Source organism: Xanthomonas sp. NCPPB 3218 (genome assembly GCF_056725185.1).
The window spans coordinates 4,057,900-4,081,284 of sequence record NZ_CM161516.1 but is presented as its reverse complement, the minus strand read 5'-3'; the positions used below and the strand labels follow the sequence as shown (position 1 = coordinate 4,081,284).

Sequence of the window (23,385 nt, the reverse complement as noted above, 5' to 3'; positions counted from 1 at the left end):
CGCCGGGACGAACCCGGCGAGGGGTCCTTAGAAGTCGTAACGCAGGCTGATGCTGGTGGTGCGGCCGGCAATCGAGCGCGCGCGGATGATGCCGTTGGCCGGGATGCTGGCTTCCTCGGCCTCGGTCAGGCCGAAGGTGTTGAACAGGTTGTTGACGTTGAGCGCGACGGTCAGTGCGTCGGTCACGCGGTAGTCGCCGAACAGGTTCACCTGCGTATAGCCCGGCATCTTCAACTGGTTGGAGTCCTGGGTGTAGGCATCGGTGGTGCCGATCAGGTTGACGCCGAACTGGTAGCCGTCGCCGCGATAGCTGGGCGTCAACTGCCACACCACATCGGCCTGGCGACGCGGCACGTTGCCGGTGTTTTCCGGAGTGATCTGGTCCTTGGAAATCTCCGCATCGGTCCAGGTCAGGCCGCCGTTGACGGTGAAGCCTTCGTAGCGATAGCTGGCTTCCAGCTCCACGCCGTGCGCCTCGTAGCTGCGGTTGAAGAAACGCTGGCTGGTGACCTCGAAGTTCTGTTCCTCGGTACGCGCCGAGAACGCGGTGGCGAACAGGCTCAGGCCGTCGCGGCGCCACTTCAGGCCGGCTTCGGCCTGGCGGACCACGTTGACGCCTTCATCGGAGGAGACCGAGCCGTCGTCGCGGACCACGCCGAACAGCAGGCGGTCGGCATTGGCGCGTGCGCCGCGGCTGATGCGCGCGAACGCGCCCAGGTCGTCGTTGATCAGGTAGTTGCTGCCCAGCGAATACGACAGGTAGTTCCAGTCGTAATCCACCGGCCGTGCGTTGGCGGTATCGACCGTGGCCACGCGCTGTTCCACCGGCTGGATCACGCCATCGCCATTGACGTCCAGGTTCTGCGCGATCGCGGTGCCGGCATAGCTGCCGCGTGCATCGCCCATGTCGTAACGCAGGCTGCCGTCGATGCTGAACTTGCCGCTGTCGAAGGTCAGTGCGACGTACGGCGCGTTGACGTCGTAGCGCACGTCGTAGCTGCGGGTGATGCAGCAATCGCCCCAGAACGGGGTGCCGTACGCATACAAGCCATTTTGCGAGCGCGACACGCCGCCGGCATCGACCACGTTGAGCAGGCGCGAATCGCGGCCCAGGCTCTGCACGTAGGAGTTCCAGGTCCAGTCCATGTCGATGGTCTGGCGCGAGCTGTAATAGCCCATGCGCAGGTTGAGCGTGCGGCCGTCGCCGCCGAACTCGCGCGAGACGCTGAGGTCGTTGGTGACGTTGCCCAGGTCGTTGATCGCCACGTTGAACAGATGCGTGCGGATCGCGTTGCCGGTGTAGGCCTGTCCGGCGTCCGGGCCGCTGGCCTGCACCAGTTGCGCGCCGGCGCCGCCGATGGACGCGGCCAGCGTGGCGGCATCGGTGACCTCGGCCGGGAATGGGCTGACGAAGCGGCCGCTGTTGTCGGCGATGCGGAACTTCTCGCTCAGGTTCCAGCCGCTGCCCAGGTCGAACCAGGCCTCGGCGCCGATGGTGCGCGAGATCGGGTGCATGCCGTCGCCCAGGTCGGTGCGGCGCGGCTGGTTGTTGCCGTCCAGGCCGACATCGGTACGGAAATTGCGGCTGTACAAGGTGTCGTTGCGCGGATCGAAGCCGGCAAAGCCGCCCAGGTCCGGCGAGCCGTCGCGGCCACGCACGGAGGTCGGCACCGGCAGATAACCGGCGGCGCGATCGTTGAGGTATTTGCCGTAGACGCGCACGTAGCCGTTCTCGAACAGCCGGGTCAGGTTGGCCTTGAGCTGGCCGCCCTTGTCGGTGGTGTAACCGGCATCGCGCACGCCATCGCCCTGGCGGAAGAAGCCGCCGATGTTGAACTGCCAGTTTTCCGCGAACGGCGCGCCGTAGTCGAAGTCCACGCGGGTGTTGTCGTAATCCAGGCCGCGGCTCACGCCGACGCTGCCGCCTGCGGTGTCGCCGGTCTTGCTGATGAAGTTGATGATGCCGCCGGGCGCGTTGCTGGTGAACGTCGATGCCGAGCCGCCGCGGATGGCTTCGATGCGGTCCAGGGTGAAATCCGAGCGCAGGAAGATGTCCGAGTTGCCGAAGGCGATATCGCCGAATTCCATCACCGGCAGGCCGTCCTCCTGCAGCTGCAGGAACTTGGCGCCGCCGGAGGCGACCGGCAGGCCGCGCACGGCGATGTTGGCATTGCCTTCGCCACCGCTGGATTCGGAGCGGATGCCGGGGATGTTGCGGAAGATCTCGGCGGTGCTGCGCGGCGCCGATTGTTCGATCGCCTCGGCGCCCACGGTGCTGACCGACACGCTGGACTTCAGCTTGGTGGTGGCGGTGGAGGTGCCGGTGACGAACACCGAATCCAGATTGACCGCGGCGCTGTCGGCGGCCGGCGGGGTGACGGGTGCGGCCGTGGTCGCGTCCTGCGCCAGCGCGGCAGGCGCGCACAGGCAGGAGGCGACCGCGCAGGCCAGGGCATGCAGGCGCAGGGTGTGCAAGGTGGACATTGCGGTTCTCTCTCTCACGGATGGTGGTGTGCCGACGCCTGCATCGTCCCCTCCCAGGGAGTGGCCGTGTGGCCTGCAGTGCGAGCGCAGTAATACGCCCCAATACAATCGATTGCAATATTGCGCTGCAGCATCATTCCTAGTCTTGCGAGCTTATGTTTCGGCAAGCGAAAACGTGTTGCGGCGCAGCGTTACAATCGATTGCAAAGGCGGCAGGGTACAGTGCGCTGCGGCCACTGGGAGCCGCACCGATGCCCAGGGTTCTGCATGTCGTCGACCGCCACTCCGTTCTCCTTCGCGCGCATCCTGGCGCTCAACGCCGGCTTCTTCGGCGTGCAATACAGCTTTGGCCTGCAGCAGAGCAACATGAGCCCGATCTACAACTATCTGGGCGCCGATCACGCGAGCCTGCCGTACCTGTGGCTGGCCGGGCCGATCACCGGGCTGGTACTGCAGCCGTTCGTCGGCGCGTGGAGCGACCGCTCGGTGACCCGTTGGGGCCGGCGCATGCCGTATATGGTGCTGGGCGCGCTGGTGTGCAGTCTGTGCCTGCTGGCGATGCCGTTCAGCACTGCGCTGTGGATGGCGGTGTGCCTGCTGTGGATCCTGGATGCGGCCAACAACGTGGCGATGGAGCCATACCGTGCGCTGGTCAGCGATGTGCTGGCGCCACCGCAGCGGCCGCTGGGCTATCTCACCCAAAGCGCGTTCACCGGGCTTGCGCAGACGCTGGCCTATCTCACCCCGCCGTTGCTGGTGTGGATGGGCATGAACCAGGACGCCGCCAATGCGCACCACATTCCCTATGTCACCATCGCCGCCTTCGTGATCGGTGCGGGGTTTTCTGCGGCCTCGATCCTGCTCACCGCGCGCAGCGTGCGCGAGCCGGTGCTTGCGCCGGCAGAGATCGCGCGGATGCGCCAGACCGGTGCCGGCCTGGGCGCCACAGTACGCGAAATCTACGGCGCCCTGCGCGCAATGCCGCCGACCATGCGCCAGCTCGCGCCGGTGATGCTGTTCCAGTGGTACGCGATCTTCTGCTACTGGCAGTACATCGTGCTGTCGCTATCGACCAGCTTGTTCGGCACCACCGAAGCCGATTCGCATGGCTTCCGCCAGGCCGGCCTGGTCAATGGGCAGATCGGCGGGTTCTACAATTTTGTCGCGTTTCTGGCCGCGTTTGCGATGGTGCCGCTGGTGCGCCGCATCGGCCCCAAGTACACGCATGCAGCCTGCCTGGTCGCGGCCGGCGTGGGCATGTGGGTGTTGCCGGGCATCCAGGACCGCTGGCTGATGCTGCTGCCGATGATCGGCATCGGGCTCGCCTGGGCCAGCATGATGGGCAACCCGTACCTGATGCTGGCCGACAGCATTCCGCCCGAGCGCACCGGTGTGTACATGGGCCTGTTCAACCTGTTCATCGTGCTGCCCATGCTGATCCAGATCGTCACCTTGCCGCTGTACTACGAGTGGCTGTTGCACGGCGACCCACGCAACGTGATCCGCCTGGCCGGCGCACTGATGCTGGCCGCCGCTGTGGCGATGCTATGCGTACGCGTCCGCAAGCCCAAGGCAGCAATGGTGTAACCGCGACGCGTTACGTCTGTGTCGCTGCGTACTGAAACAACCGACCGCGATAACGTGGACAGCAACGCGCAGTTACGCGCCGCGCACCAGCACGCCCGCTCTTACGATTCCCCAATCCCCAATCCCCAATCCCCAATCCCCAATCCCGGCCTCACGCCGACTCACGCACCACCAACTTCACCGGCATCTCCACCGACTCCACCGCTTCGCCGCCGATCAACGCCAGCAGCCGGTCCACCAGCAGGCGCGCGGCCAGGCCCAGGTCCTGCCGCACCGTGGTCAACGGCGGTTGGCTGTAGGCGGCCAGCGGAATATCGTCGAAGCCCACCAGCGAGATGTCCTGCGGCACGCGATGCCCGGCTTCGACCAGGGCGCGGATCGCACCGACCGCAATTACATCGGAGGCGGCGAACAGCCCGTCCGGCGGATCGGTCTTCTTGAGCATCGAGCGGGTGAGGCGGTAGGCGTCTTCGCTGAGGAAGTGGCTGCGCGCATGCAGGCGCGTATCGAACTCCAGCCCGTGCCGCTGCAGCGCATGGCGATAGCCGGCAAAGCGCGGTGCAACCTCGGGTAACTGGTCGTCGCCGAGAAAGGCGATGCGGCGACGGCCGCTGGCAATCAGATGTTCGGTGGCCAGCGCGCCGCCCTGGAAATTGTCGCTGCCCACGCTGATGTACGACTGCCCGTCGATGCGGCTGCCCCAGACCGCCATCGGCAGGCCATCGCGCGCGGCTTCGTCGAGCGCGGCATGTTCGGAACTTTGCCCCAGCACGATCACGCCATCGGAGCGGCTGCCGCGTGCGAGTTGTTCCACCCATCCGTCCTGATGCCGGTCGAGCTTGGACAGCAGCATGCTGTAGCCGCGCCCGGTCAGTTCCTCGGCCAGCAGCGCCAGCATCGTCATCATGAAGGGGTCCGACAGCGGCTGGTCCAGCGCATGCATCATCGGCACCGCCACGCTCACCGTGTTGGAGCGTTTGGCGCGCAGGCTGCGCGCGATCGGATCGACCTGGTAGCCGGCATCGGCGGCAATCTGCTTGATGTACGCACGCGTCCGCTCGGCCACCACCGGGCTGCCGGCCAGGGCACGCGACACGGTGGATTCGGACACGCCCGCCATGCGGGCGATGTCGGCCATCTGCGGGCGGGCACCCGGCGTGGCGCGTTCTGAAGGTTTGGCCATGTCAGCGCAGTGCGGAAAACGCCGAGTGTAATCAGTTCGCGCTGGAGGCGGGTTGATCGACGCAGTGGCGCCCGCTTGTGCGCGCTGGTCAAACGCAATCACGCACCTGCATGCAAGCGGCAGGCGCGCGGGGCGTGCATGACAGCGGCCACGACTAGCGGGGGGCTTTGGAGCGGTGAGGCTTCAGGGGAGTGAGGCTTCAGGGGAGTGAGGCTTCAGAGCAGTTGACCATCAGAGCAGAGCAGTTGACCATCAGAGCAGTGATGCGTCAGAGCGGTGATGCTTCACCGCCACTAGCAAGGACTGCGCTCAGCGCTCGGCTGGCGCGCTGGGTGTTCGGAGCCGGCATGTATCCTCCACACGAGTCCTACTCGAGCGTGTCGTCCGCATCGACCTGACGGCCGCTCGCTACGTTCTGTCTACGTTCTGTCAGCGGCTCTCAACCCATGTACAGACCGCCGTTGACCGCATAGTCGGCGCCGGTCACGTAGGCGGCCTCATCGGAGGCGAGCCAGGCGCACAGCCCGGCGACTTCGGCCGGTTTGCCGAGCCGGCGGATCGGCACCGAGGTGGCCAGGCGGTCGAGCACGTCGGGTGGGAAACTGCTGATCGAGGCGCTGGCGATATAGCCCGGCGAGATGGTGTTGACGGTGACCCCGCGCGAGGCCACTTCCTGCGCCAGGGCGCGGCTGAAGCCATGCATCGCCGCCTTGGCGGTGGCGAAATTGATCTGCCCGATCTGGCCCTTGTGCGCACTGACCGAGCCGATGTTGACGATGCGTCCCCAGCCGCGCGCGGTCATGCCGTCGACCACCTGCTTGGTGATGTTGAACAGGGAATGCAGGTTGCTGGCGATCACCGCGTTCCAGTCGTCGCGGCTCATCTGCCGGAACAAGGTGTCGCGGCTACCACCGGCGTTGTTGACCAGCACATCGATCTCGCCGACCTCGGCCTTGACCTTGGCGAACGCGGCCACGGTGGAATCCCAATCGGCGGCATTGCCTTCGGAGGCGACGAACTCGAAGCCCTGCTCGCGCTGTTCGCGCAGCCAGGAGGTCTTGCGCGGCGAATTGGGCCCGCAACCGGCGACTACGGTATGCCCGCTGCGCGCCAGCTTCTGGCAGATCGCGGTACCCACACTGCCCATGCCACTGGTGACGTATGCGATGCGAAGTGTCATTGCTTGAACTCCTTCGGAGTTGGGATTTGGGATTGGGGATGAGGGGATTCGTAACAGCGGGCATTGGTTCGCTCTGGCTTTGGCGAATCCCCAATCCCGAATGCCGAATCCCGGCGCGCGGCTAGCGCGCCAACGGAAACAGGCCAAACAACAACCCGCCCGCCAACATCAGCAGGGAGATCAGCACCGCCCACTTCAGCGTGAAGCGTTGATGGTCGGCGAAGTCGACCTTGGCCAGGCCGACCAGCAGATAGGTCGATGGCACCAGCGGGCTGAGCAGATGCACCGGTTGCCCGGCCAGCGAGGCGCGCGCCATTTCCACCGGGGTGATGCCGTAGTGGCCGGCGGCCTCGGACAGGATCGGCAGCACGCCGAAGTAGAACGCGTCGTTGGACATGAAGAACGTAAACGGCATGCTGACGATCGCGGTGATCACCGCCAGATACGGGCCCCAGCTGTCCGGGATCACCGCCAGGAAGCTGCGCGACATCGCTTCGACCATGCCGGTGTTGGACAGGATGCCGGTGAAGATGCCGGCGGCGAAGATCAGCGACACCACCGACAGCACGTTACCGGCGTGATTGACCAGGCGGCGGCGCTGCTCGGCCAGGTTGGGGTAGTTGATCATCAGTGCCAGCGCAAAGCCGATCATGAACAGCACCGGCATCGGCAGCACGCCGACCACCAGCGCGGCCATCAGCGCCAGGGTCAGGAGCAGGTTCACCCACAGCAGCTTGGGCCGCTTCATGTCCTCGGTGTCTTCCACGCGCGGCAGTGCATCGCTTTCTTCGGGGATGCTGGTGTCCAGCCAGTTGCCGTCGGCCGGCAGGCGCACCACGCCCAGGCGGCGCCGTTCGCGCATGCCCAGAAACCAGGCCAGCGTGAGGATGCCGGCGATCGCCATCGCCATCGCCGGCACCAGCGGCACGAATACATCGGCCGGATCCACATGCAGGGCGGTGGCGGCACGCGCGGTGGGGCCGCCCCACGGGGTCAGGTTCATCACGCCGCTGGCCAGGATGGTCACGCAGGTGAGGTTGAGCGCGTTCATGCCCAGGCGCTGGTACAGCGGCAGCATCGCCGACACGGTGATCATGTAGGTGGTGGAGCCATCGCCGTCGAGCGAGATCAACATTGCCAGGATCGCCGTGCCCATCACGATCTTCAGCGGATCGCCCTTGACCAGGCGCAGGATGCGGCCGACCAGCGGATCGAACAGGCCGGCATCGATCATCACGCCGAAGTAGAGGATGGCGAACATCAGCATCACGCCGGTGGGCGCGATCTTCTTGATGCCGTCGAGCATCATCTCGTTGATGCCGGTGCCGAAGCCGCCCAGCAGCGCGAACACGATCGGCACCGTGATCAGAGCCACCAGCGGCGACAGCCGCTTGCTCATGATCAGGTACATGAAGGTGATCACCATTCCGAAACCGAGCGCGGTCAGCATGCGGGCAAATCCTTTGAGGCGTACAGCAGGGGGAGAGTGGAGCGCGCGGCGGCGGGTGCATTGCGGCAGCGGTGACGCATCGTGCGAAGGTCAGGCAAACGGTCAGAAGTCGTACTGGAAGCGGCCGGTCACCGCCAGCGTGTGATCGACCACCGCATCGGCCATGCGGTCGCGGTTGCGGCTGTCGATCACATTGAGCATCACGCGCAGGTTCGGCTTGAAATACCAGTTGCCGCCCAGCGTCCACGACTGCGTGCTGGCATTGATGAAGTCGGGTTGGCCATCCAGATGCTGATCGCCGCGCATGTAGTCGTAGCGCAAGGCCAGCTCGAACGCGCCGGAGGGGCGATTGGGCGTCTTGATCCGGCTGAAACGTCCGGTCTTGCGGTCGTAGCCGCGCGACTCGCCGGTGACGAACCAGCTGACCAGGCCGTAGCTGGCCAACACCTTGGCATGCTGGGAGCCGTCGTCGAGCAGGCCGCCGCTGAATTCGCTCTGCCACGACCATGGGCCCAGCACTTCGGCGTATTCCAGCGACCATTTATCGAAATCGGTATCGCGGCCATCGGCAAAGCGCGCCAGGGTGATGCGGCTGTTGTTGGCCAGATCGTTTTCCGGACGTGGCCGGATCAACAGGGACGCCGCGCCGCCGCTGCCCGGATGCGAATAGCGCTCGTGCGCCAGCGACACGCCCAGGTGGCGCAGCCGTGCCTCGCCCATCTCCGGTGCGAAGGTCAGCCGCGTGCCGAGCGCGCCGCCCTTGGTCGAGGAATTGTCGATGCTTTCCAGGCTGTAGGCCGCGGTGGACCAGGTCGCATCGGGGCGATTGGCCTGCCAGGAGATCGCCTTGCGATAGATCGGCGCCAGCGTGGTGGAGGCATAGCCGCGTTCCAGGAACGGGCCGTAGTTGGAGCCGGTGCGATCGTCCAGCGAGAAATATTGCTTGAACTGGCCCACGGTCAGCGTACCGGCGGAAAACTTCTTGGCGACGTACACATCGCGCGCCAGGATGCCGCGGCTGCCGGACTCGTATTGCAGGCCGGCAAATTCCGCCTCGGCCTTGTAGGTGAAACCGTAGAACTTGCCGGCCACATCCAGCCACACGCGGCGGAACTGGGTGTCGTTGCGCTCGGGCGTGCCGCGTTCGTCGTTGTCGAACACGGTGAAGTCCCAATGCACGCGCCCACCCACCTCGGCGGTGACCGGGCCGTCGCCCTCGGCCGCATGCGCCGCCGGTGCCAGGCACAGCGCGGCGCAGGTGGTGAAGACGCGCAGACGCAAGGTGTCGTTGCTCACAGACCCTCCCAGGTACATGTGTGAATCACGTTCAGCGATGCACCGCACAAGCACGCTGCGGCGCGTTGGCAGCAGCCTAGTCCGGTGAAGCTGTCATGGACCTGTCGTTTGGGCGGGGATTGGGGAGTTGGGATTGGGGATTGGCAAGAGCCAAAGAAGCTTTTGTTTGCGTGGCCTGTTACCTTCCGGCCGCGAGAGCGTTGCCTTTGCGAATCCCCAATCCCGACTCCCCAATCCCCGCCCATGCGCCTGCTGCTAGTCGAAGACAACGCCGATCTCGCCGATGCCATCGTGCGGCGCATGCGCCGTAGCGGGCATGCGGTGGATTGGCAGTCCGATGGCCTGGCGGCGGCGAGTGTGCTGCGCTATCAGAGCTTCGATCTGGTGGTGCTGGATATCGGCCTGCCCAAGCTGGATGGGTTGCGCGTGCTGGCCGGGATGCGCGAGCGTGGCGATACCACGCCAGTGCTGATGCTGACCGCGCGCGATGGCATCGAAGACCGCGTGCAGGCGCTGGATGTCGGGGCCGACGACTACCTGGGCAAGCCGTTCGATTTCCGCGAGTTCGAGGCGCGTTGCCGGGTGCTGCTGCGGCGCAACCGCGGGCAGGCCAGCGAGGTGGTGCAGATCGGCGGGTTCGTGTTCGACAACGCCGCGCACACGCTGGTGCTGGACGGGGTGCCGATCGAGTTGCCCAATCGCGAATACCGCCTGTTCGAGATCCTGATCGGGCGCCTGGGCCATGTGGTGGGCAAGGACGAGATCGGCAACGGCTTGTTCGGTTTCGACGACGATGCCGGGCCGAATGCGATCGAGCTGTATGTCGGCCGCCTGCGTCGCAAGCTGGCGGGCGCGCCGTTGCGCATCGTCACCGTGCGCGGCGCCGGCTACAAGCTCGAAGAAGCCGATCCGCATGCGCCGGTGGAGCCGGGCCTCGATGGCTGAGCCGCGCATGGTGGCACCGTCGATCCGGCGCACCTTGCTGCTGTATCTGGGCAGCCTGTCGGTGCTGGGCGCGGTGGTGCTGTTCTTTGCCGCACGCGACTACGGCGAGCGGGCCGCCAACCGCTCCTACGACCACCTGCTGGTGTCCTCGGCCCTGTCCATCGTCGACAGCGTGGCGCTGGTCGGCGGCGACTGGCAGGTGGACCTGCCGTATGCCTCGCTGGACCTGCTCGGCATGGCACCGGAAGACCGCGTGTTCTACCGCGTGTTCGATGCGCAAGGCCGCACCATCACCGGCGAAGAGAGCTTGCCGTTGCCGGCGCGTGCGCCCGGCGACGAGCGCCCGGTGCTGTTCGATGCCGACTACAGCGGCGAGCCGGTGCGCTTTGCGGTGGTGATGCATCGGGTGGCATCGGCCTCCGGGCAGGGCGAGGTGCGCGTGCAGGTCGGTCAGACCCGGCGCGCCCGCGATGCGGTGGCACGCGATGTGGTGCTCAACGCGCTGGTGGCGATCGGCGTGCTGTCGCTGCTCGCCCTGGGCCTGGTGTGGCTGGGCGTGTATCGCGCCCTGCGCCCGTTGCAGCGTATCGAGCGCGACCTGTCGCGGCGCGAGCCCTCCGATCTGAAACCGCTCAGCGTGCCGGCGCCGCAGGAAATGCAGTTGATGGTGACCGCGCTCAATCGCTTCATGGCGCGGCTGTCGTCCAGCAACGAAACCCTGCGCGCCTTCATGGCCGAAGCCGCGCACCAGATGCGCACGCCGCTGGCCGCCTTGCGCGCTCAGGCGCAGCTGGCGATGGACGACGACGACCCGCGCGAGATGCAACGCAGCCTGGTGGCGATCGAGCGCAATGCCAGCCATATGAGCCGGCTGCTCAATCAATTGCTCAGCGACGCCAGCGTGATCCACCGCGCCAACTTGCAGCGCTTTGCCACCGTGGACCTGGCCGAAGTGCTGCACCAGGCCTTGCACGAGGCCTTGCCGCGCAGCGACGGCGCACCGCGCGTGCACCTGGCGATCGATCCGCAACCGGCACTGCTGCGCGGCGATGCGTTGCTGCTGCGCGAGGCGCTGAAGAACCTGATCGACAACGCCTGCAAATACGGTGCCGGGGCACCATTGCAGGTGGCGCTCACCAGCGACGGCAGCCATCACGTGCTGACCATCGCCGATCACGGCCCCGGCATTCCCGCCGCCGAAGCCGAGCGCGTGTTCGAGCGTTTCGTCCGCGGGCCGGATGCGCCGGCCGGCGGCGCGGGGCTGGGGCTGGCCATCGTCAAGCGCGTGGTCGAAGCGCACGGCGGGCGCATCGATCTGAGCAACCGCGTCGGTGGCGGGCTGATCGCCTCGTTGCATTTTCCTGGAGGGACGCGGTGATGCGCGTGCTGTTGCTGATGGTGGTCTTGCTGGCGCCGGTTGTTGCGCGCGCCGCGCCCGGCGATGTGCGGGTGTTTCCCGCGCACGGCCCGAAACAGGCGCAATTACGCGTACAAGGCTCCACCGATCTGGAAGTGTTCGGCGCGGTCATCCAGGACTACCAGCGCCTGCATCCGGGCACCGAGGTGATCTACGAGGACGTGATTGCCTGGGACATCTACGAGCGCTATCTGCATCCGGGCAAGGCCACGGCTGCCGCCGACATGCTGATCAGCGCCAGCATGGACCTGCAGACCAAGCTGGTGAACGACGGCCACGCGCTCGCGCATCGCTCCGCGCAGACCGAAGCGCTGCCGGCGTGGGCGCAGTGGCGGCACGAAGTGTTCGGCATCAGCTACGAGCCGGTGGCGATCGTCTACAACACACGCAAGCTGGCCGCCGCGCGGGTGCCGCGCACACGCCGGCAGTTGCTGGCCTTGCTGCGCGCGCCCGACGCGCCGCTGCGCGGCCGGGTCGGCACCTACGATGTCGAGCGCAGCGGCGTGGGCTATCTGTTCGCCACCCAGGACGGGCAGGTCGGCAGCATCGCCGGCGCGTTGCTGGCCGCGTTGGGGGCCAACCAGGTCAGGCTGGAAGAACGCACCGGCACCTTGCTCGACCGCGTCAGCCGTGGCGAGCTGCTGCTGGCCTACAACGTGCTCGGCTCCTACGCGCAGACGCGCATCGACGCCGGCGCGCCGCTGGGCATCGTGCAGCCGCAGGACTACACGCTGGTGGCCTTGCGCACTGCGGTGATCCCCAGGACTGCACCGCACGCGCCGGAGGCGCGCAGGTTCCTGGATTACCTGCTCTCGCCACGCGGCCAGCAGGTGCTCTCGCGCGAGGCGCGGCTGATGCCGATCCTGCCGGCCGCCGGCGGCCGCGGCGGCTCGGCGCAGCCGCCGTTCCGGCCGATCCCGCTTGGCCCCGGCCTGCTGGTGTATCTGGACAAGCTCAAACGCCGGCAGTTCCTGGATGCCTGGCGGGCCAGCACGCAGCCGCCGCGCTAGGCGAGCGCCGACGAACTGCGCGAACGGCCGCATGCCGGTGCGATGTGCGCTGCCGGCCTTGGCGTGCAGGGCATGGAGGCGGCGATTTCCACGCCCATGCTGGCTGCCCGGCAGGCCGGATGCCCGCGCAGCGAGGCGGGGATGGATGTCCTGACGCGGGAAACCGACACAGCCATGTGCCAGACTTGGCGCATGGCCGATCTCACCATCCTCGTCGCCGACGACCACCCGTTGTTCCGTGCCGCCGTGATCCACGTGCTGCAGCAGACCCTGCCGCAGGCCGATGTGGTGGAGGCCTCCAGCGCCGCCACGCTGAGCGCGATGCTGCGCTCGCACCCCCAGGCCGAGCTGGTGCTGCTGGACCTGGCGATGCCGGGCGCACGCGGCTTCTCGGCGCTGCTGCACGTGCGTGGCGAGCATCCGGACATCCCGGTGGTGGTGATCTCTTCCAACGATCACCCACGCGTGATCCGGCGCGCGCAGCAGTTCGGCGCGGCCGGCTTCATTCCCAAATCCACCCCGGCCGAATCGATCGGCACTGCGGTGGCCAGCGTGCTGGAGGGCGGCACCTGGTTCCCGCCGATGACTGCCGAGCGCTCGGAGGCCGACGCGCAACTGGCCTCCAAGCTCGCCCAGCTCACCCCGCAACAGTTCCGCGTGCTGCTGAGCCTGGCCGATGGCCTGCTCAACAAGCAGATCGCACACGAACTCGGGCTGGCCGAGAACACTGTCAAGGTGCACGTCACCGCCATCCTGAAGAAACTGGACTGCTACAGCCGCACGCAGGCGGCAGTGCTGGTCAAGGCGCTGGAGCCGGAAGGCGAGGGCTGATCGCTCCTGGTGATCGTGTGCTGCATCGTGTTTTGCGATGACGATGACGATGACGTGCTGGGACGCAGCGCCGTGCATAACGGCGATGCAAACGCGCGATGACGCGACGGATTGATCGGTCGTGCCGTTGTCGATGAAAAATCATTGCACGTGAGGCAGTGCATCGCTGCCGACGGATCGTCCGTCGGCGATGCATCCATCAACTGCGTAACTGCACCTTGTAGGTGCCGTAGATGAGTTGCTGCGCCATGGGCCGGCCGATAAAGCGTTCCGGGAAGATCGGCGCCAGCGCGCTGATCCGATCCAGCCGAGCCAGGTGTTCATCGCTCAAGACGATTTCCAGCGCACCGAAGTTGTCCTCGGCCTGCTGCAGCGTGCGCGCGCCCATCACCGGCGAGACCACGGCCGGATTGCGCAAGGTCCAGGCCAGCGCCACCTGCGAGCGCGAGGCGCCCAGTCCCTCGGCGACCGCACCGACCGCATCGGCGATCTCCAGCGAGCGTGCATTGAGATGCCCGGTCGAGGCGATCACGCCCTTGCGGCTGGTCGAGACCTCGGCCGCGTTGTCGTCGGAGAGATCGGCGCGGCTGTACTTGCCGGTCAGGATGCCACCGCCCAGCGGCGACCATGGCAGCACGCCCAGGCCCAGCTCGCGTGCCATCGGCAGCAGCTCGTGTTCGACGCTGCGCTCGACCAGGCTGTATTCGATCTGCAGCGCCACCAGCGGCGACCAGCCACGCAGGTCGGCCAGTGTCTGCAACTGCGCCACCCGCCAGGCCGGGGTGTTGCAGATGCCGAGGTAGAGCACCTTGCCCGACTGCACCAGATGCTCCATCCCGCGCATCACTTCCTCCGGCGAGGTGGTGAAATCCCAGGCGTGCAGGTACAGCAGGTCGATGCGGTCGGTGTCGAGCTGGCGCAGGCTGGTCTCCACCGAGCGGATCAGGTTGAGGCGATGATTGCCGCCGGCGTTGATGTTGTCCGGATCGCGCGCCATGGTGAACTTGGTGGCCAGCACGAAGCGCTCGCGGCGGTGCTTGAGCAGCGCGCCGAGGATGCGCTCGGAGCCGCCGTTGGTGTAGTTGACTGCGGTGTCGATGAAATTGCCGCCGCGGTCGGCATACGCATCGAAGATGCGCCTGGCTTCGTCCGCGTCCGCGCCCCAGCCCCAGTCTTCGCCGAAGGTCATGGTGCCCAGCGACAGCGGCGAGACGCGCAGGCCGGAGCGGCCAAGCAGGCGATAGTGGTCCAGCGACAGTGTCTGACTCATGCGGTGTGTCTCCCGATAGTGGCGTTGTGCGTGTTGCGATGCACTGTGCCGCGGGCCGCCGGGTCGGCGTGAGCCTGGTGATCCGGCATTCTTGCCCGATCGTCCGGATCGTCACCTCGGCATCGTCACGCAGGAATGCGCGCTACTGGGAGGCGATTGAGCGACCAAGACGCTGATGTCTGCGACTTCGTTGCAGGGCCCTTGCCCGCCCACCCTCGCGGGACACGCCGCAAGTACGTCCGTGTAGGCTCTTACGCGGCATCCATGCCGCGTAAGGTTCCGCGAGGGTGGGCCGGCAAGGACCAGTCGAGTTGATTGGTGCGCATGGCTTTCAATAAAACAGCCAGCAAACTGTCTTGTGCGGTGTCCCGCAAGCGGCGAGGGCACCGCGCCCTCGACCGCCCAGGCTGTTGACTGCATCTAAACGACGCAACGAATCGGCATCCATGCGCAGCAGCACGCGTGCGCAGGCGTATCGCGCGCGCTGCTGGCAATCACGCCACGCCATCAGAAATCCAGCGAATAACCCAGCGTGATGGTGCGGCCGCGTCCTGCGAAGTAGCGCAGCGGTTCGACCAGGGCCGATTGCGAGTAGTAGGTGATGTACTGCTTGTCGAACAGGTTGGACACACCCATGCGCACTGCGCCACGCGGCAACGCGTAGTTGAAGGTCGCATCCACCAGCGTGTAGCCGCTGAAGCGCTTGTCGGCCTCGTCGAAGGATTGGCTGAAGGCATGCTGGGCCTGCACGAACGAGGAGAACTTCGGCGTCCACTGCGCCGACCACGAAGCGATCACCCGGTTGGGCGCCACGTTGAGCCCATCCAGGCGTGCGTCCAGCTGCCCATCGTTATCGCTGTCGTAGCGGCCACGGGTGTAGGCATAGGACAGGCGCAGGCGATGTGCCGCATCCAGGCGATAGCCCAGGCTGGCGTCCACGCCCTGCACGCGGGTCTTTTCGCGGCTCATCATGAAGGCGCCGTTGATCGGCACCACGCGCGTGCCCAGGTCCGAGTTGGACTGGAAGTAGCTCAGGTCCGCGTCGAAGGCGCCGCGCGTGAGGCGGGTGCCCGCTTCCACGCTCTTGGTCAGGATCGGCTCCAGCGTGCTCAGGCTGGCCACGCGCGTGCCCGGCGTGTTGATCGCGCGCAGCACGCGGCCCACGTCCGGCATGCCGAAGCCTTCGGAATAGCTGGTGAAAAAGCTCACACCCTCGAGCGGCGTGTAGACCAGGCCGGTGTTGTAGAGGGTCTGGTTGAAGTCGAGCGTGCCGCCTTCGACAGCGACCCGGTTGTAGCGCCACAGCGTCTGGTAGCTGTCGATCTGCAACTCGGCTTCTTCGCGGCGCACGCCGGCGTGCAGGGTCAGCGTGGGCAGCAGCTTGTATTCGCCTTGCACGAACAGCGATAGATTGCGGTAGTCCGACTCGGGCACATAAGTCCGCCCGGTGCCGTATAGATCCTGCTTGCCGGTGTCGGCCAGCAGGTCGACGCCGCCGGTGAGCTTGAGCCGGCTGTCGAGCAGGTCGTCCCTGGTCAGGCTGATCTTGCTGCCCCACTTGGAGGCGACCGAACGCGATTGGTCGTACAAGGTGCCGACCGGGGCGATGCGCGGGTCCTGAAACGTGGACGAGTTGTCGGCGCCGAACAGCCCTTCGAATTCCTGGTTGAACACCATCGCGCTCAGCTGCATACCGGCCAGATCGTCATGGGTGTACGACAGGCTGGAGGTCAGCACATCGTTCCAGGGCGCGGTGCCTTGCGGGGTGCCGCGCACCGAGCTGGTGGGCAGGCCTTGCGCGCGGTTGCCGGCGACGCCGATGTAGTCATTGTCGTTCTTGATGCGGTAGCGGTTGACGCTGACGCTCAGGCGCTGGGTGTCGGTGAGCGCGTAGCCGAGCTTGGCCAGCACGTCGTAGCTCTTGGACGTCATCAGGTCGCCCTGGGTGTTGTCGGCGCCGATCGGCCGGCCTTGTCCATCCACATACAGGCCCTGGTCGCTGTAGCTGGCCGAGAACAGGTAATCGAGCCTGTCCGAGCGGCCGTCCACGCGGTAGCGGGTCTCGACGCTGCTGGTTTCCGCACGCGTTTCGGAGGTAGGTGCGGTGGCCTGCACGTCGATGTGCTGGTTCAACGAGCCGTCCTGTGGGCGCCGGGTGATGATGTTGATGGTGCCGCCGGTGGCGCCCAGGCCGTTGATGGCATTGGCGCCCTGGATGACTTCGATGCGCTCGACCATCGCATAGTCGATGGTGTGCGCTTCGCGCCCGGTGGGGCGGATCGGATTGGACTGCGGCACGCCGTCGATCAGGATCAGCGGCGTGCGCCCGCGCAGGGTTTCGCCGCTGCCATTCATCTTGCCGCGGCTGGGCGTGTACGAGGGAATCAGGTTGGCGAGCAGGTCGGAGGAGTTGCTGGAGATCGTCAGCTGCTGCTGGATCTGCGCCTTGTCGATGATCAACACCGTCTGCGGCGATTCGGCCACGGTCATGTTGGAGCGCGAGGCGGCGACCACCACGGTGTCCAGCGTGTCGGTGACGTCCGATTGCGCGGACGCGGTGGCAGAGGCGAGCAGGCAGAAGGTGGCAACGAACGGCATGCCGGCCGATCCGGAGACGGGAGACTTCATCGGGCAAGGAACTCCAAGGCGCGGTCGGCACAGACGCAGCATGTGCACGGCAACGCGAAAGGTGAAGATTAAATGGGAATCATTATCGCCATTCTAGCAGGCGCGAGCGCCGCCACGCTGGGCATGCCGCAGCGTCGTGCGCTGCGAATGCGCGCGTTGGCAGCATCGCGGCGATGCCCGAGCCATGCGCCGCGCGTGCAGGTATCACCTGCGTCGGAAACAGGCCTGTGCATTCCTGCGGCGATGACCTCACGCACGAATGTTGCAAGCCGCGCGCGCCGCATCTGCACGCGTCTGCGCACGCAGCGCAGCAGGCAACTGTCTATGCTATGGCGACCGCCATCGAACATCGCAGCCGCGGCATCGTGACCATCAAATTCGACCTCAACGATCTACAGGCATTCCGTGCCGTTGCCGAAAACGGCAGCTTCCGCCGCGCTGCCGAACGCATCCGCATCACCCAGCCGGCGCTCAGCCGCCGGATCGACAAGCTCGAGTCGGCGTTGAACGTCAAGCTGTTCGAGCGCACCACGCGCAAGGTCGCGCTCACCACGGTCGGGCAGGCGTTCATGCCGCAGGTCGAGCGCATGCTCGACGACCTGGACATGGCGCTGATGAGCATCGGCGATGCCGGATCCAGCCGGATGGGCACGGTCACCGTGGCGTGCGTGCCGTCTGCGGCGTACTACTTCATGCCCCAGGCGATTCACGGGCTGCATCAGCTGTTTCCGAAGATCCGCATCAGGCTGTTCGATGGCAGCGCCAGTCACGTCAGTGCGGCAGTGGCCTCCGGCGAGGCGGATTTCGGCGTCAGCTTCAGCGGCAACCTGGCACCGGAGGTCGAGTTCGAGCCGTTGCTGCAGGAGCGCTATGTGATTGCCTGCTGCCGGGACCATCCCCTGTCCGGGCGCGAGCAGGTCAGCTGGCAGGAAGCCTATGGCCATGACTACATCACGCTCGACAAGACCTCGGGCAACCGGCTGGTGCTGGATCGGGCGCTGTCTGCATTCACGCCGGAGCAGCCGAGCATCTGCGAAACCCGCCACGTCACTACATTGCTGGGCTTGGTGGAGGCTGGCGTCGGCATTGCCGCCGTTCCTTCGATCGCCATGCCTTCCGGCCCGCATCCGGTGCTGGCGGCGGTGCCGCTGGTCGAACCGGAGGTGTTGCGCAACGTGGGGATCCTCAAACGCCGTGGGCGGACGCTGACACCGACCGCGCTCGAACTGGCGGAACTGGTGCGACGGATGCCCGCGCGCTCACGGTGAGACCGGATCCAGGCCGGTCGCGCGCGCAACCGCCTGCGCGTCACCCGACTGCAGGTAGGCAAGCAGGCGCCTGGCCGCTGCGGGATGATCCGGGCTGACCGGCACGCCTGCCGCATAGCGCGTGATCGACTGCAGCGGTTCGGGGATCTTGCCGACAACATCCACGCCTGCCACCGGGAGCAGTTCGGCCACCTGCTGAAAGCCCAGCTGATAACTGCCGTCGGCCACCACCGAGCCCACCGGGATGCGTTCGATCTTGCGGCTCTTGGCCATCATCGGGCCCTGGATCTGCAGCTGCTTGAACAGCGTGGTCTCGATGTAGACGCCACTGGCGCTGTCGGAATAGGCAACGGAATCGGCCTGCAGCAACGCGTGTTTGAACTGCTCGACGGTATCGATCTGCGGCTTGGGTGCGCCACTGCGCACCACCATGCCGATCCGGGAATCGGCCAGCTCCACCCGCGATGCCGGATCCACCAGTCCCGCATCGATCAGTTTCTGCAGCGCGCTGCCCACCATGATCACCACATCGGCATGCTCGCCACGCGCAAGCCGGTTGGGAATGGCTTGCGGCGTCTGCCCCATCGAAGGGCCATGCAGTGTCGCAACCTTCACCCTGGTCTGCCTGCTGTACTGCGGCGCCAGACGTTCGAAGGCGGCGGTGAAACCGCCGGAGGTCATCACGGTCAGATCCTGCGCGGCTGCGGCCGGCGACAGCAGGGCCGTGGTGACAACCGCAGCGAGCAATTTTTTCCAGAGAGCCCGCATCATTTCGCCGCTCCCGCAGCCGTATCGAGGCCGGTCGCTGCCGCTGCGTTGCCATGCCGGCGATACAGGAACAGCGTCGCCAACAGTGCGCACACCGACGCGAACACCAACCAGTACCCAGGGGCCGCCTTGTCGCCGCTGACATGGATCAGCCAGGTCGACATCACCGGCGTAAACCCGCCAAAGACTGCCGTGGCCAGGCTGTAGGCGAGCGAGAAGCCCGCCACCCGCACATGCGCCGGCATCAGTTCGGTAAGCGCGGGAATCATTGCGTACACGGTGATCAGATAGAACGCGGTCGTCGTCAGCGCCACCATCAAGCCGCCGGCAATCACGGTGCCGGCATTGTTCGCCAGCCCGCGCATCACCTGCTTCATCGTCACCCGCTGGGTGCGCTGCGCGAATTCCGCAGTCTCTTCCAGGCGCCGCCGCAGCAAAAAGATGAAGGGGATGATGACGCAACCGATGGCGAAGGGAATCCGCCAGCCCCACTGCGCCAGATCCTGCGGCGGCATCAGCTGGTTGAGCGCATAGCCGATGGCGGCCGCAGCGACGATGGCCACCTGCTGGCTGGCCGATTGCCAACTGGCATAGAAGCCGCGCCGCCCCGGCGTTGCCATCTCGGCCAGATACACCGACACACCGCCCATTTCGGCACCCGCCGAGAAGCCCTGCAGCAGCCGTCCGAGCAGCACCAGTGCCGGTGCCCACAAACCGATGCTGGCATAGCCCGGCACCAGTACGATCAGCACCGTGCCGCTGGCCATGATCGCCAGGGTGACGATCAAGCCCTTGCGGCGCCCGACATCGTCGATGTAGGCGCCCAGGATCACCGCGCCCAGCGGGCGCATCAGAAAGCCTGCGCCAAACACTGCGAAGGTCATCATCAGCGAGGCGAATTCATTGCTCGCCGGGAAGAACGCCGCGGCGATCTGGGTTGCGTAGAAACCAAACAGGAAGAAGTCGAACTGCTCGAGGAAGTTGCCCGAGGTCACCCTCAGCACCATCCCCAGTTTCGACTGCCGCGTTGCCTCAAGGTTCGAAGTCTGCATAGATCGCCCTCCACGATAGGTATGCACGTGCGTCTGATAGGTGAGGCGATCGATTCTGGTGGAGCGGGCCGGCATTGATAATTGCTGCTTTCTCATCGACTGATGCGCGTTGAACATCAACCACGCCGGAGCAATGCTCGACTCGACCTGGCGGCGATGCGACGAACGTGGCACGCAGCAGGTGCATGCAGGGCGTCCGCGAGGCGTGGGCGTTTATCGATCCAGGGCGTAGAAACGAACGCTGTCTCGAGCTGCCGATGCGCAGATCGCTCCTGAGCAGCGCGTGTGCTTCCGCTCTGCATCAACCGCTAGGCCGCATGCCGTGCCGGCAGCCGGGCAACCTATCCGCGCCGCAACAACATCTGGGTGACCAGTGCGCGCAGCGCGGGCGGGCGCACCGGCTTGGTCAGGAATCCCCAGCCCAGGTCGAGCGCGTGTTCGCGCAGCGCCGGGTCGGGTTCGGCGGTGACCAGGATCACGCGCGGTTCGCGTTGCCAGCGTTGCACCAACTGCGGCAGCAGCATGGGGCCGTAGTGCTCGCCCATGCGCACATCCAGCAACAACAGCTCCGGCACCTCGTCGGGGCTGGCGGTGGCCAATGCCTCGTCGGGTCCGCCGGCAAAGTCCACGCGGCATTCCCAGCGTTCCAGCAGGGCACGGCTGGCCTCGCACACGCGCGGGTCGTCGTCCACGCACCACACGCGGCAGCCGTGCAGGATCGGGTCGTTGGCGTTTTCTGCGGTGGTGGTGGTTGGCGGCGGCAATTGCCTGACGATGGCAGCGCGTTCGCCCAGCGGCACGGTCACCGAAAACACGCTGCCGCTGCCCAGCGTGGAACGCAGGCCGATGCGGTGGCCGAGCAGCCGGCCGATGCGCTCGACGATGGCCAGGCCCAGACCGGCGCCGCGATCGTTGGCCACGCCGTCATCCAGGCGCCGGAATTCTTCGAAGATCTCTTCCTGCAAGGCCTCGGGAATGCCGGGCCCCTGGTCGTGCACCTCGATGCGCAGCCAGCCGCCGCGACGACGGCAACCGATCAGCACCCGCCCGCGCGGGGTGTAACGGATGGCGTTGGACAGGAAGTTCTGCAGGATGCGCCGCAGCAGGTTTTCATCGCTCAACACCACTGCGGACGTGGGCACCCAGTCCAGCACCAGGCCGCGGTCTTCGGCCAGGATGCCGAACTCGCGGGCCAGCGTTTCCAGCAGCGGGGCGATGGCGAAATCGCGCACCTGGGTCTTCAGGCTGCCGGCCTCCAGCCGCGAGATATCCAGCAGGCTGTTGAGGATGGCGTCCTGCGCGGCGAGCGCGCCTTCGATGTTGTCGACCACGCGCGCGCTGCCGGGCTCGCCCACCTGTCCGCGCAGGACCGAGACGAACATGCGCGCGGCGTTGAGCGGTTGCAGCAGGTCGTGCACGGCCGAGGCGACAAAGCGGGTCTTGTAGCGATTGGCGCTCTCGGCCTCGCGCTTGGCCGCGGCCAGGTCGCGGGTCCGTTCGGCCACGCGGTGTTCCAGTGCATCGGCCAGCGAGCGCAGCTCGCGCGCGGCGTTCTTGTAACTGGTGATGTCGGCATAGCTGGTGACGAATCCGCCATCGGGCAGCGGATTGCCGCGGATTTCCAGCACGGTGCCGTCTTCCTTTTCGCTCTCGCGCATATGCGGTTTGCCGCTGCGCAGATGATTGAGGCGGCGTTCGATCGCCGCTTCGATCGGCCCCGGTCCGAGCAGGCCGCGGCGTGCGTTGAAGCGGAACAGGTCTTCGATCGGCCGGCCGATCTTCAGCAGTTCTGGCGGGAAGCGGAACAGCTCCACATAGCGCGAATTCCACGCCACCAGATTGAGCGCCTCGTCGATCACCACCACGCCCTGCGGCAGGTGTTCCAGGCTGCGGCTCAGACCGGCATTGGCCTGTTGCGCGGCGGTGACCACGCCATCCTGCGCGGTACGCAGTTCTTCGGCGTGTTGTTGCAGCAGCGTTTCCAGTTCGTGCCGGCTGCGCTGGCGCAATGCAGACAGGCGCCGCCGCTGCTGCACGAACAACCACAGCAAGGCCAGTGCCAACCACGCACCGGCCGCGGCAATCGCCGCGGCGCGGCCGGCCGCCGCGCTGGCGCGGGTGTCGTGCAGCAGATGCAGGCGCCAGCCGCTTTCGGGCACCTCCAGTGTCTGCCACAGCACCTGGCCGGCGAGCGGTGGGTCGCTGACCTCGGCCAGCACGCCACCGTTGCCGGTCTGCTCGATCAACCGGCGTCGCAGCGGCAGCAGGCCCTGGTCGGCGTACTGGCGGGTGCTGCGCAATTCGCTGCGGTCGCGCAGGCTCAGCGGGGCCAGCATGCGGTAGCGCCACTGCGGGCGGCTGGCCAGGAACACCACCGCATGCGCGTCGGAGGCCAGCACGATGTCCGGGGTTTGCAGCCATTCGCGTTCCAGCGCGGCCAGCGCGATCTTGATCACCACCACGCCCTGCACCTGGCCGCCGGCATCGACGATGGCCTGCGACAAGAAGTAGCCCGGTTCGCTGGTGGTCATGCCGATGCCGTAGAAACTGCCGCTGCCGTTGGCCAATGCCTGCTGGTAATACGGGCGGAAGGCGTAGTCCACGCCCACGTTGCTGCGCGCTGCGCGCCAGTTGCTGGCAGCCAGCGCAATGCCGTCGCGGTTGATGAGCGTCAGCGTGGAGGATTGGGTGACATTGTTGGCGCGCTCCAGTTTGCGATTGAGCCGCTCCACCTGCGCGGGCGACAACGGGCCGGAAACGGCCGCGCGCAGTTCCGGGTCCAGCGCCAGGATCTGCGGCAGCGTGCGATAGCGATCGATGCGTTGCTGCAGGGCCTGCGCGTACAGGCGCAGCTGGCGCCGCACGGTGGCGCTTTCCTCGTGCAGGGCGTTCTGTTCGACAAAATGCCCGGCTGCCAGCATGGCCACCAGCACGCCGCCCAACACGATGGTCAGGGTGAGCAGCAGACGGCGGCGTTGCGAGGCGTACATGCCGACAAGTATGGCGGTGCGTCGAT

16 protein-coding genes are annotated in these 23,385 nt (G+C 66.4%); 6 read left to right on the top strand and 10 right to left on the bottom strand.

Annotation, left to right across the window (positions count from 1 at the left end; genetic code table 11):
- Positions 1-27 precede the first annotated feature (27 nt).
- Positions 28-2,484: a TonB-dependent siderophore receptor gene (locus AC1PLS_RS16845; protein WP_481103881.1), complete on the bottom strand. Its 2,457-nt coding sequence runs from the start codon at positions 2,482-2,484 to the stop codon at positions 28-30.
- 267 nt (positions 2,485-2,751) lie between these two features.
- Here AC1PLS_RS16845 and AC1PLS_RS16840 point away from each other — a divergent pair, with 267 nt between their 5' ends.
- Complete coding sequence (locus tag AC1PLS_RS16840; protein WP_481103880.1) at positions 2,752-4,071, top strand: MFS transporter; 1,320 nt, start codon at positions 2,752-2,754, stop codon at positions 4,069-4,071.
- A 151-nt stretch (positions 4,072-4,222) separates the two neighbouring features.
- Here AC1PLS_RS16840 and AC1PLS_RS16835 read toward each other — a convergent pair whose 3' ends face one another.
- From AC1PLS_RS16835 to AC1PLS_RS16820, 4 genes are all read right to left on the bottom strand, one after another.
- Positions 4,223-5,254 (bottom strand): LacI family DNA-binding transcriptional regulator, encoded by a 1,032-nt coding sequence (locus tag AC1PLS_RS16835; protein WP_184632524.1) that lies wholly within the window; start codon positions 5,252-5,254, stop codon positions 4,223-4,225.
- Between the two features lie 439 nt (positions 5,255-5,693).
- A complete protein-coding gene (phbB, locus tag AC1PLS_RS16830; protein WP_024938962.1) occupies positions 5,694-6,434 on the bottom strand; it encodes an acetoacetyl-CoA reductase in 741 nt (246 codons plus the stop codon).
- Between the two features lie 121 nt (positions 6,435-6,555).
- A complete protein-coding gene (locus tag AC1PLS_RS16825; RefSeq protein ID WP_024938963.1) occupies positions 6,556-7,884 on the bottom strand; it encodes a CitMHS family transporter in 1,329 nt (442 codons plus the stop codon).
- A 102-nt stretch (positions 7,885-7,986) separates the two neighbouring features.
- The gene (locus AC1PLS_RS16820; protein ID WP_104544796.1) at positions 7,987-9,180 is read right to left on the bottom strand and encodes an OprO/OprP family phosphate-selective porin; all 1,194 of its coding nucleotides are present in this window, start codon (positions 9,178-9,180) and stop codon (positions 7,987-7,989) included.
- 243 nt (positions 9,181-9,423) lie between these two features.
- Between AC1PLS_RS16820 and AC1PLS_RS16815 the strand changes: the two genes are divergently transcribed.
- The 4 genes from AC1PLS_RS16815 (at position 9,424) to AC1PLS_RS16800 (ending at position 13,383) form a co-directional block, all read left to right on the top strand.
- Complete coding sequence (locus AC1PLS_RS16815) at positions 9,424-10,125, top strand: response regulator (RefSeq protein ID WP_104556113.1); 702 nt, start codon at positions 9,424-9,426, stop codon at positions 10,123-10,125.
- Complete coding sequence (locus tag AC1PLS_RS16810) at positions 10,118-11,503, top strand: sensor histidine kinase (protein WP_039510483.1); 1,386 nt, start codon at positions 10,118-10,120, stop codon at positions 11,501-11,503. Before AC1PLS_RS16815 ends, AC1PLS_RS16810 begins: the two co-directional genes overlap by 8 nt.
- The gene (locus AC1PLS_RS16805) at positions 11,503-12,552 is read left to right on the top strand and encodes an ABC transporter substrate-binding protein (protein WP_047127218.1); all 1,050 of its coding nucleotides are present in this window, start codon (positions 11,503-11,505) and stop codon (positions 12,550-12,552) included. The genes AC1PLS_RS16810 and AC1PLS_RS16805 overlap by 1 nt, the downstream gene beginning before the upstream one ends.
- 192 nt (positions 12,553-12,744) lie before the next feature.
- A complete protein-coding gene (locus AC1PLS_RS16800; protein ID WP_024938967.1) occupies positions 12,745-13,383 on the top strand; it encodes a response regulator in 639 nt (212 codons plus the stop codon).
- A 199-nt stretch (positions 13,384-13,582) separates the two neighbouring features.
- Here AC1PLS_RS16800 and AC1PLS_RS16795 read toward each other — a convergent pair whose 3' ends face one another.
- Entirely contained in the window at positions 13,583-14,653 is a 1,071-nt protein-coding gene (locus AC1PLS_RS16795) for an aldo/keto reductase (protein WP_481103879.1), read from the bottom strand.
- Positions 14,654-15,160: 507 nt separating this feature from the next.
- Positions 15,161-17,281 carry a TonB-dependent receptor gene (locus AC1PLS_RS16790; RefSeq protein ID WP_260300140.1) on the bottom strand — a complete coding sequence of 707 codons (2,121 nt, stop codon included), beginning with the start codon at positions 17,279-17,281 and terminating at the stop codon, positions 15,161-15,163.
- Positions 17,282-17,646: 365 nt separating this feature from the next.
- Between AC1PLS_RS16790 and AC1PLS_RS16785 the strand changes: the two genes are divergently transcribed.
- Positions 17,647-18,549 carry a LysR family transcriptional regulator gene (locus AC1PLS_RS16785; RefSeq protein ID WP_184433548.1) on the top strand — a complete coding sequence of 301 codons (903 nt, stop codon included), beginning with the start codon at positions 17,647-17,649 and terminating at the stop codon, positions 18,547-18,549.
- Here the strand turns inward: AC1PLS_RS16785 and AC1PLS_RS16780 are convergent.
- The 3 genes from AC1PLS_RS16780 to AC1PLS_RS16770 form a co-directional block, all read right to left on the bottom strand.
- Entirely contained in the window at positions 18,541-19,320 is a 780-nt protein-coding gene (locus tag AC1PLS_RS16780) for a substrate-binding domain-containing protein (RefSeq protein WP_184433550.1), read from the bottom strand. The two genes, AC1PLS_RS16785 and AC1PLS_RS16780, sit on opposite strands and share 9 nt — an antisense overlap.
- A complete protein-coding gene (gene tcuC / locus AC1PLS_RS16775) occupies positions 19,317-20,396 on the bottom strand; it encodes a tricarballylate/proton symporter TcuC (protein ID WP_481103878.1) in 1,080 nt (359 codons plus the stop codon). Before tcuC ends, AC1PLS_RS16780 begins: the two co-directional genes overlap by 4 nt.
- Before the next feature lie 314 nt (positions 20,397-20,710).
- Positions 20,711-23,359, bottom strand: a complete 2,649-nt coding sequence (locus tag AC1PLS_RS16770; RefSeq protein ID WP_184434371.1) for a hybrid sensor histidine kinase/response regulator — start codon at positions 23,357-23,359, stop codon at positions 20,711-20,713.
- Between the last annotated feature and the right edge of the window lie 26 nt (positions 23,360-23,385).

What these genes read in the sequence shown, in the direction of transcription:
- AC1PLS_RS16845 (WP_481103881.1), bottom strand. Translation starts at nt 2,484, where the DNA reads ATGTCCACCTTGCACACCCTGCGCCTGCATGCCCTGGCCTGCGCGGTC.
- AC1PLS_RS16840 (WP_481103880.1), top strand. Translation starts at nt 2,752, where the DNA reads ATGTCGTCGACCGCCACTCCGTTCTCCTTCGCGCGCATCCTGGCGCTC.
- AC1PLS_RS16835 (WP_184632524.1), bottom strand. Translation starts at nt 5,254, where the DNA reads ATGGCCAAACCTTCAGAACGCGCCACGCCGGGTGCCCGCCCGCAGATG.
- phbB (WP_024938962.1), bottom strand. Translation starts at nt 6,434, where the DNA reads ATGACACTTCGCATCGCATACGTCACCAGTGGCATGGGCAGTGTGGGT.
- AC1PLS_RS16825 (WP_024938963.1), bottom strand. Translation starts at nt 7,884, where the DNA reads ATGCTGACCGCGCTCGGTTTCGGAATGGTGATCACCTTCATGTACCTG.
- AC1PLS_RS16815 (WP_104556113.1), top strand. Translation starts at nt 9,424, where the DNA reads ATGCGCCTGCTGCTAGTCGAAGACAACGCCGATCTCGCCGATGCCATC.
- AC1PLS_RS16810 (WP_039510483.1), top strand. Translation starts at nt 10,118, where the DNA reads ATGGCTGAGCCGCGCATGGTGGCACCGTCGATCCGGCGCACCTTGCTG.
- AC1PLS_RS16805 (WP_047127218.1), top strand. Translation starts at nt 11,503, where the DNA reads ATGCGCGTGCTGTTGCTGATGGTGGTCTTGCTGGCGCCGGTTGTTGCG.
- AC1PLS_RS16800 (WP_024938967.1), top strand. Translation starts at nt 12,745, where the DNA reads ATGGCCGATCTCACCATCCTCGTCGCCGACGACCACCCGTTGTTCCGT.
- AC1PLS_RS16795 (WP_481103879.1), bottom strand. Translation starts at nt 14,653, where the DNA reads ATGAGTCAGACACTGTCGCTGGACCACTATCGCCTGCTTGGCCGCTCC.
- AC1PLS_RS16790 (WP_260300140.1), bottom strand. Translation starts at nt 17,281, where the DNA reads ATGAAGTCTCCCGTCTCCGGATCGGCCGGCATGCCGTTCGTTGCCACC.
- AC1PLS_RS16780 (WP_184433550.1), bottom strand. Translation starts at nt 19,320, where the DNA reads ATGATGCGGGCTCTCTGGAAAAAATTGCTCGCTGCGGTTGTCACCACG.
- AC1PLS_RS16770 (WP_184434371.1), bottom strand. Translation starts at nt 23,359, where the DNA reads ATGTACGCCTCGCAACGCCGCCGTCTGCTGCTCACCCTGACCATCGTG.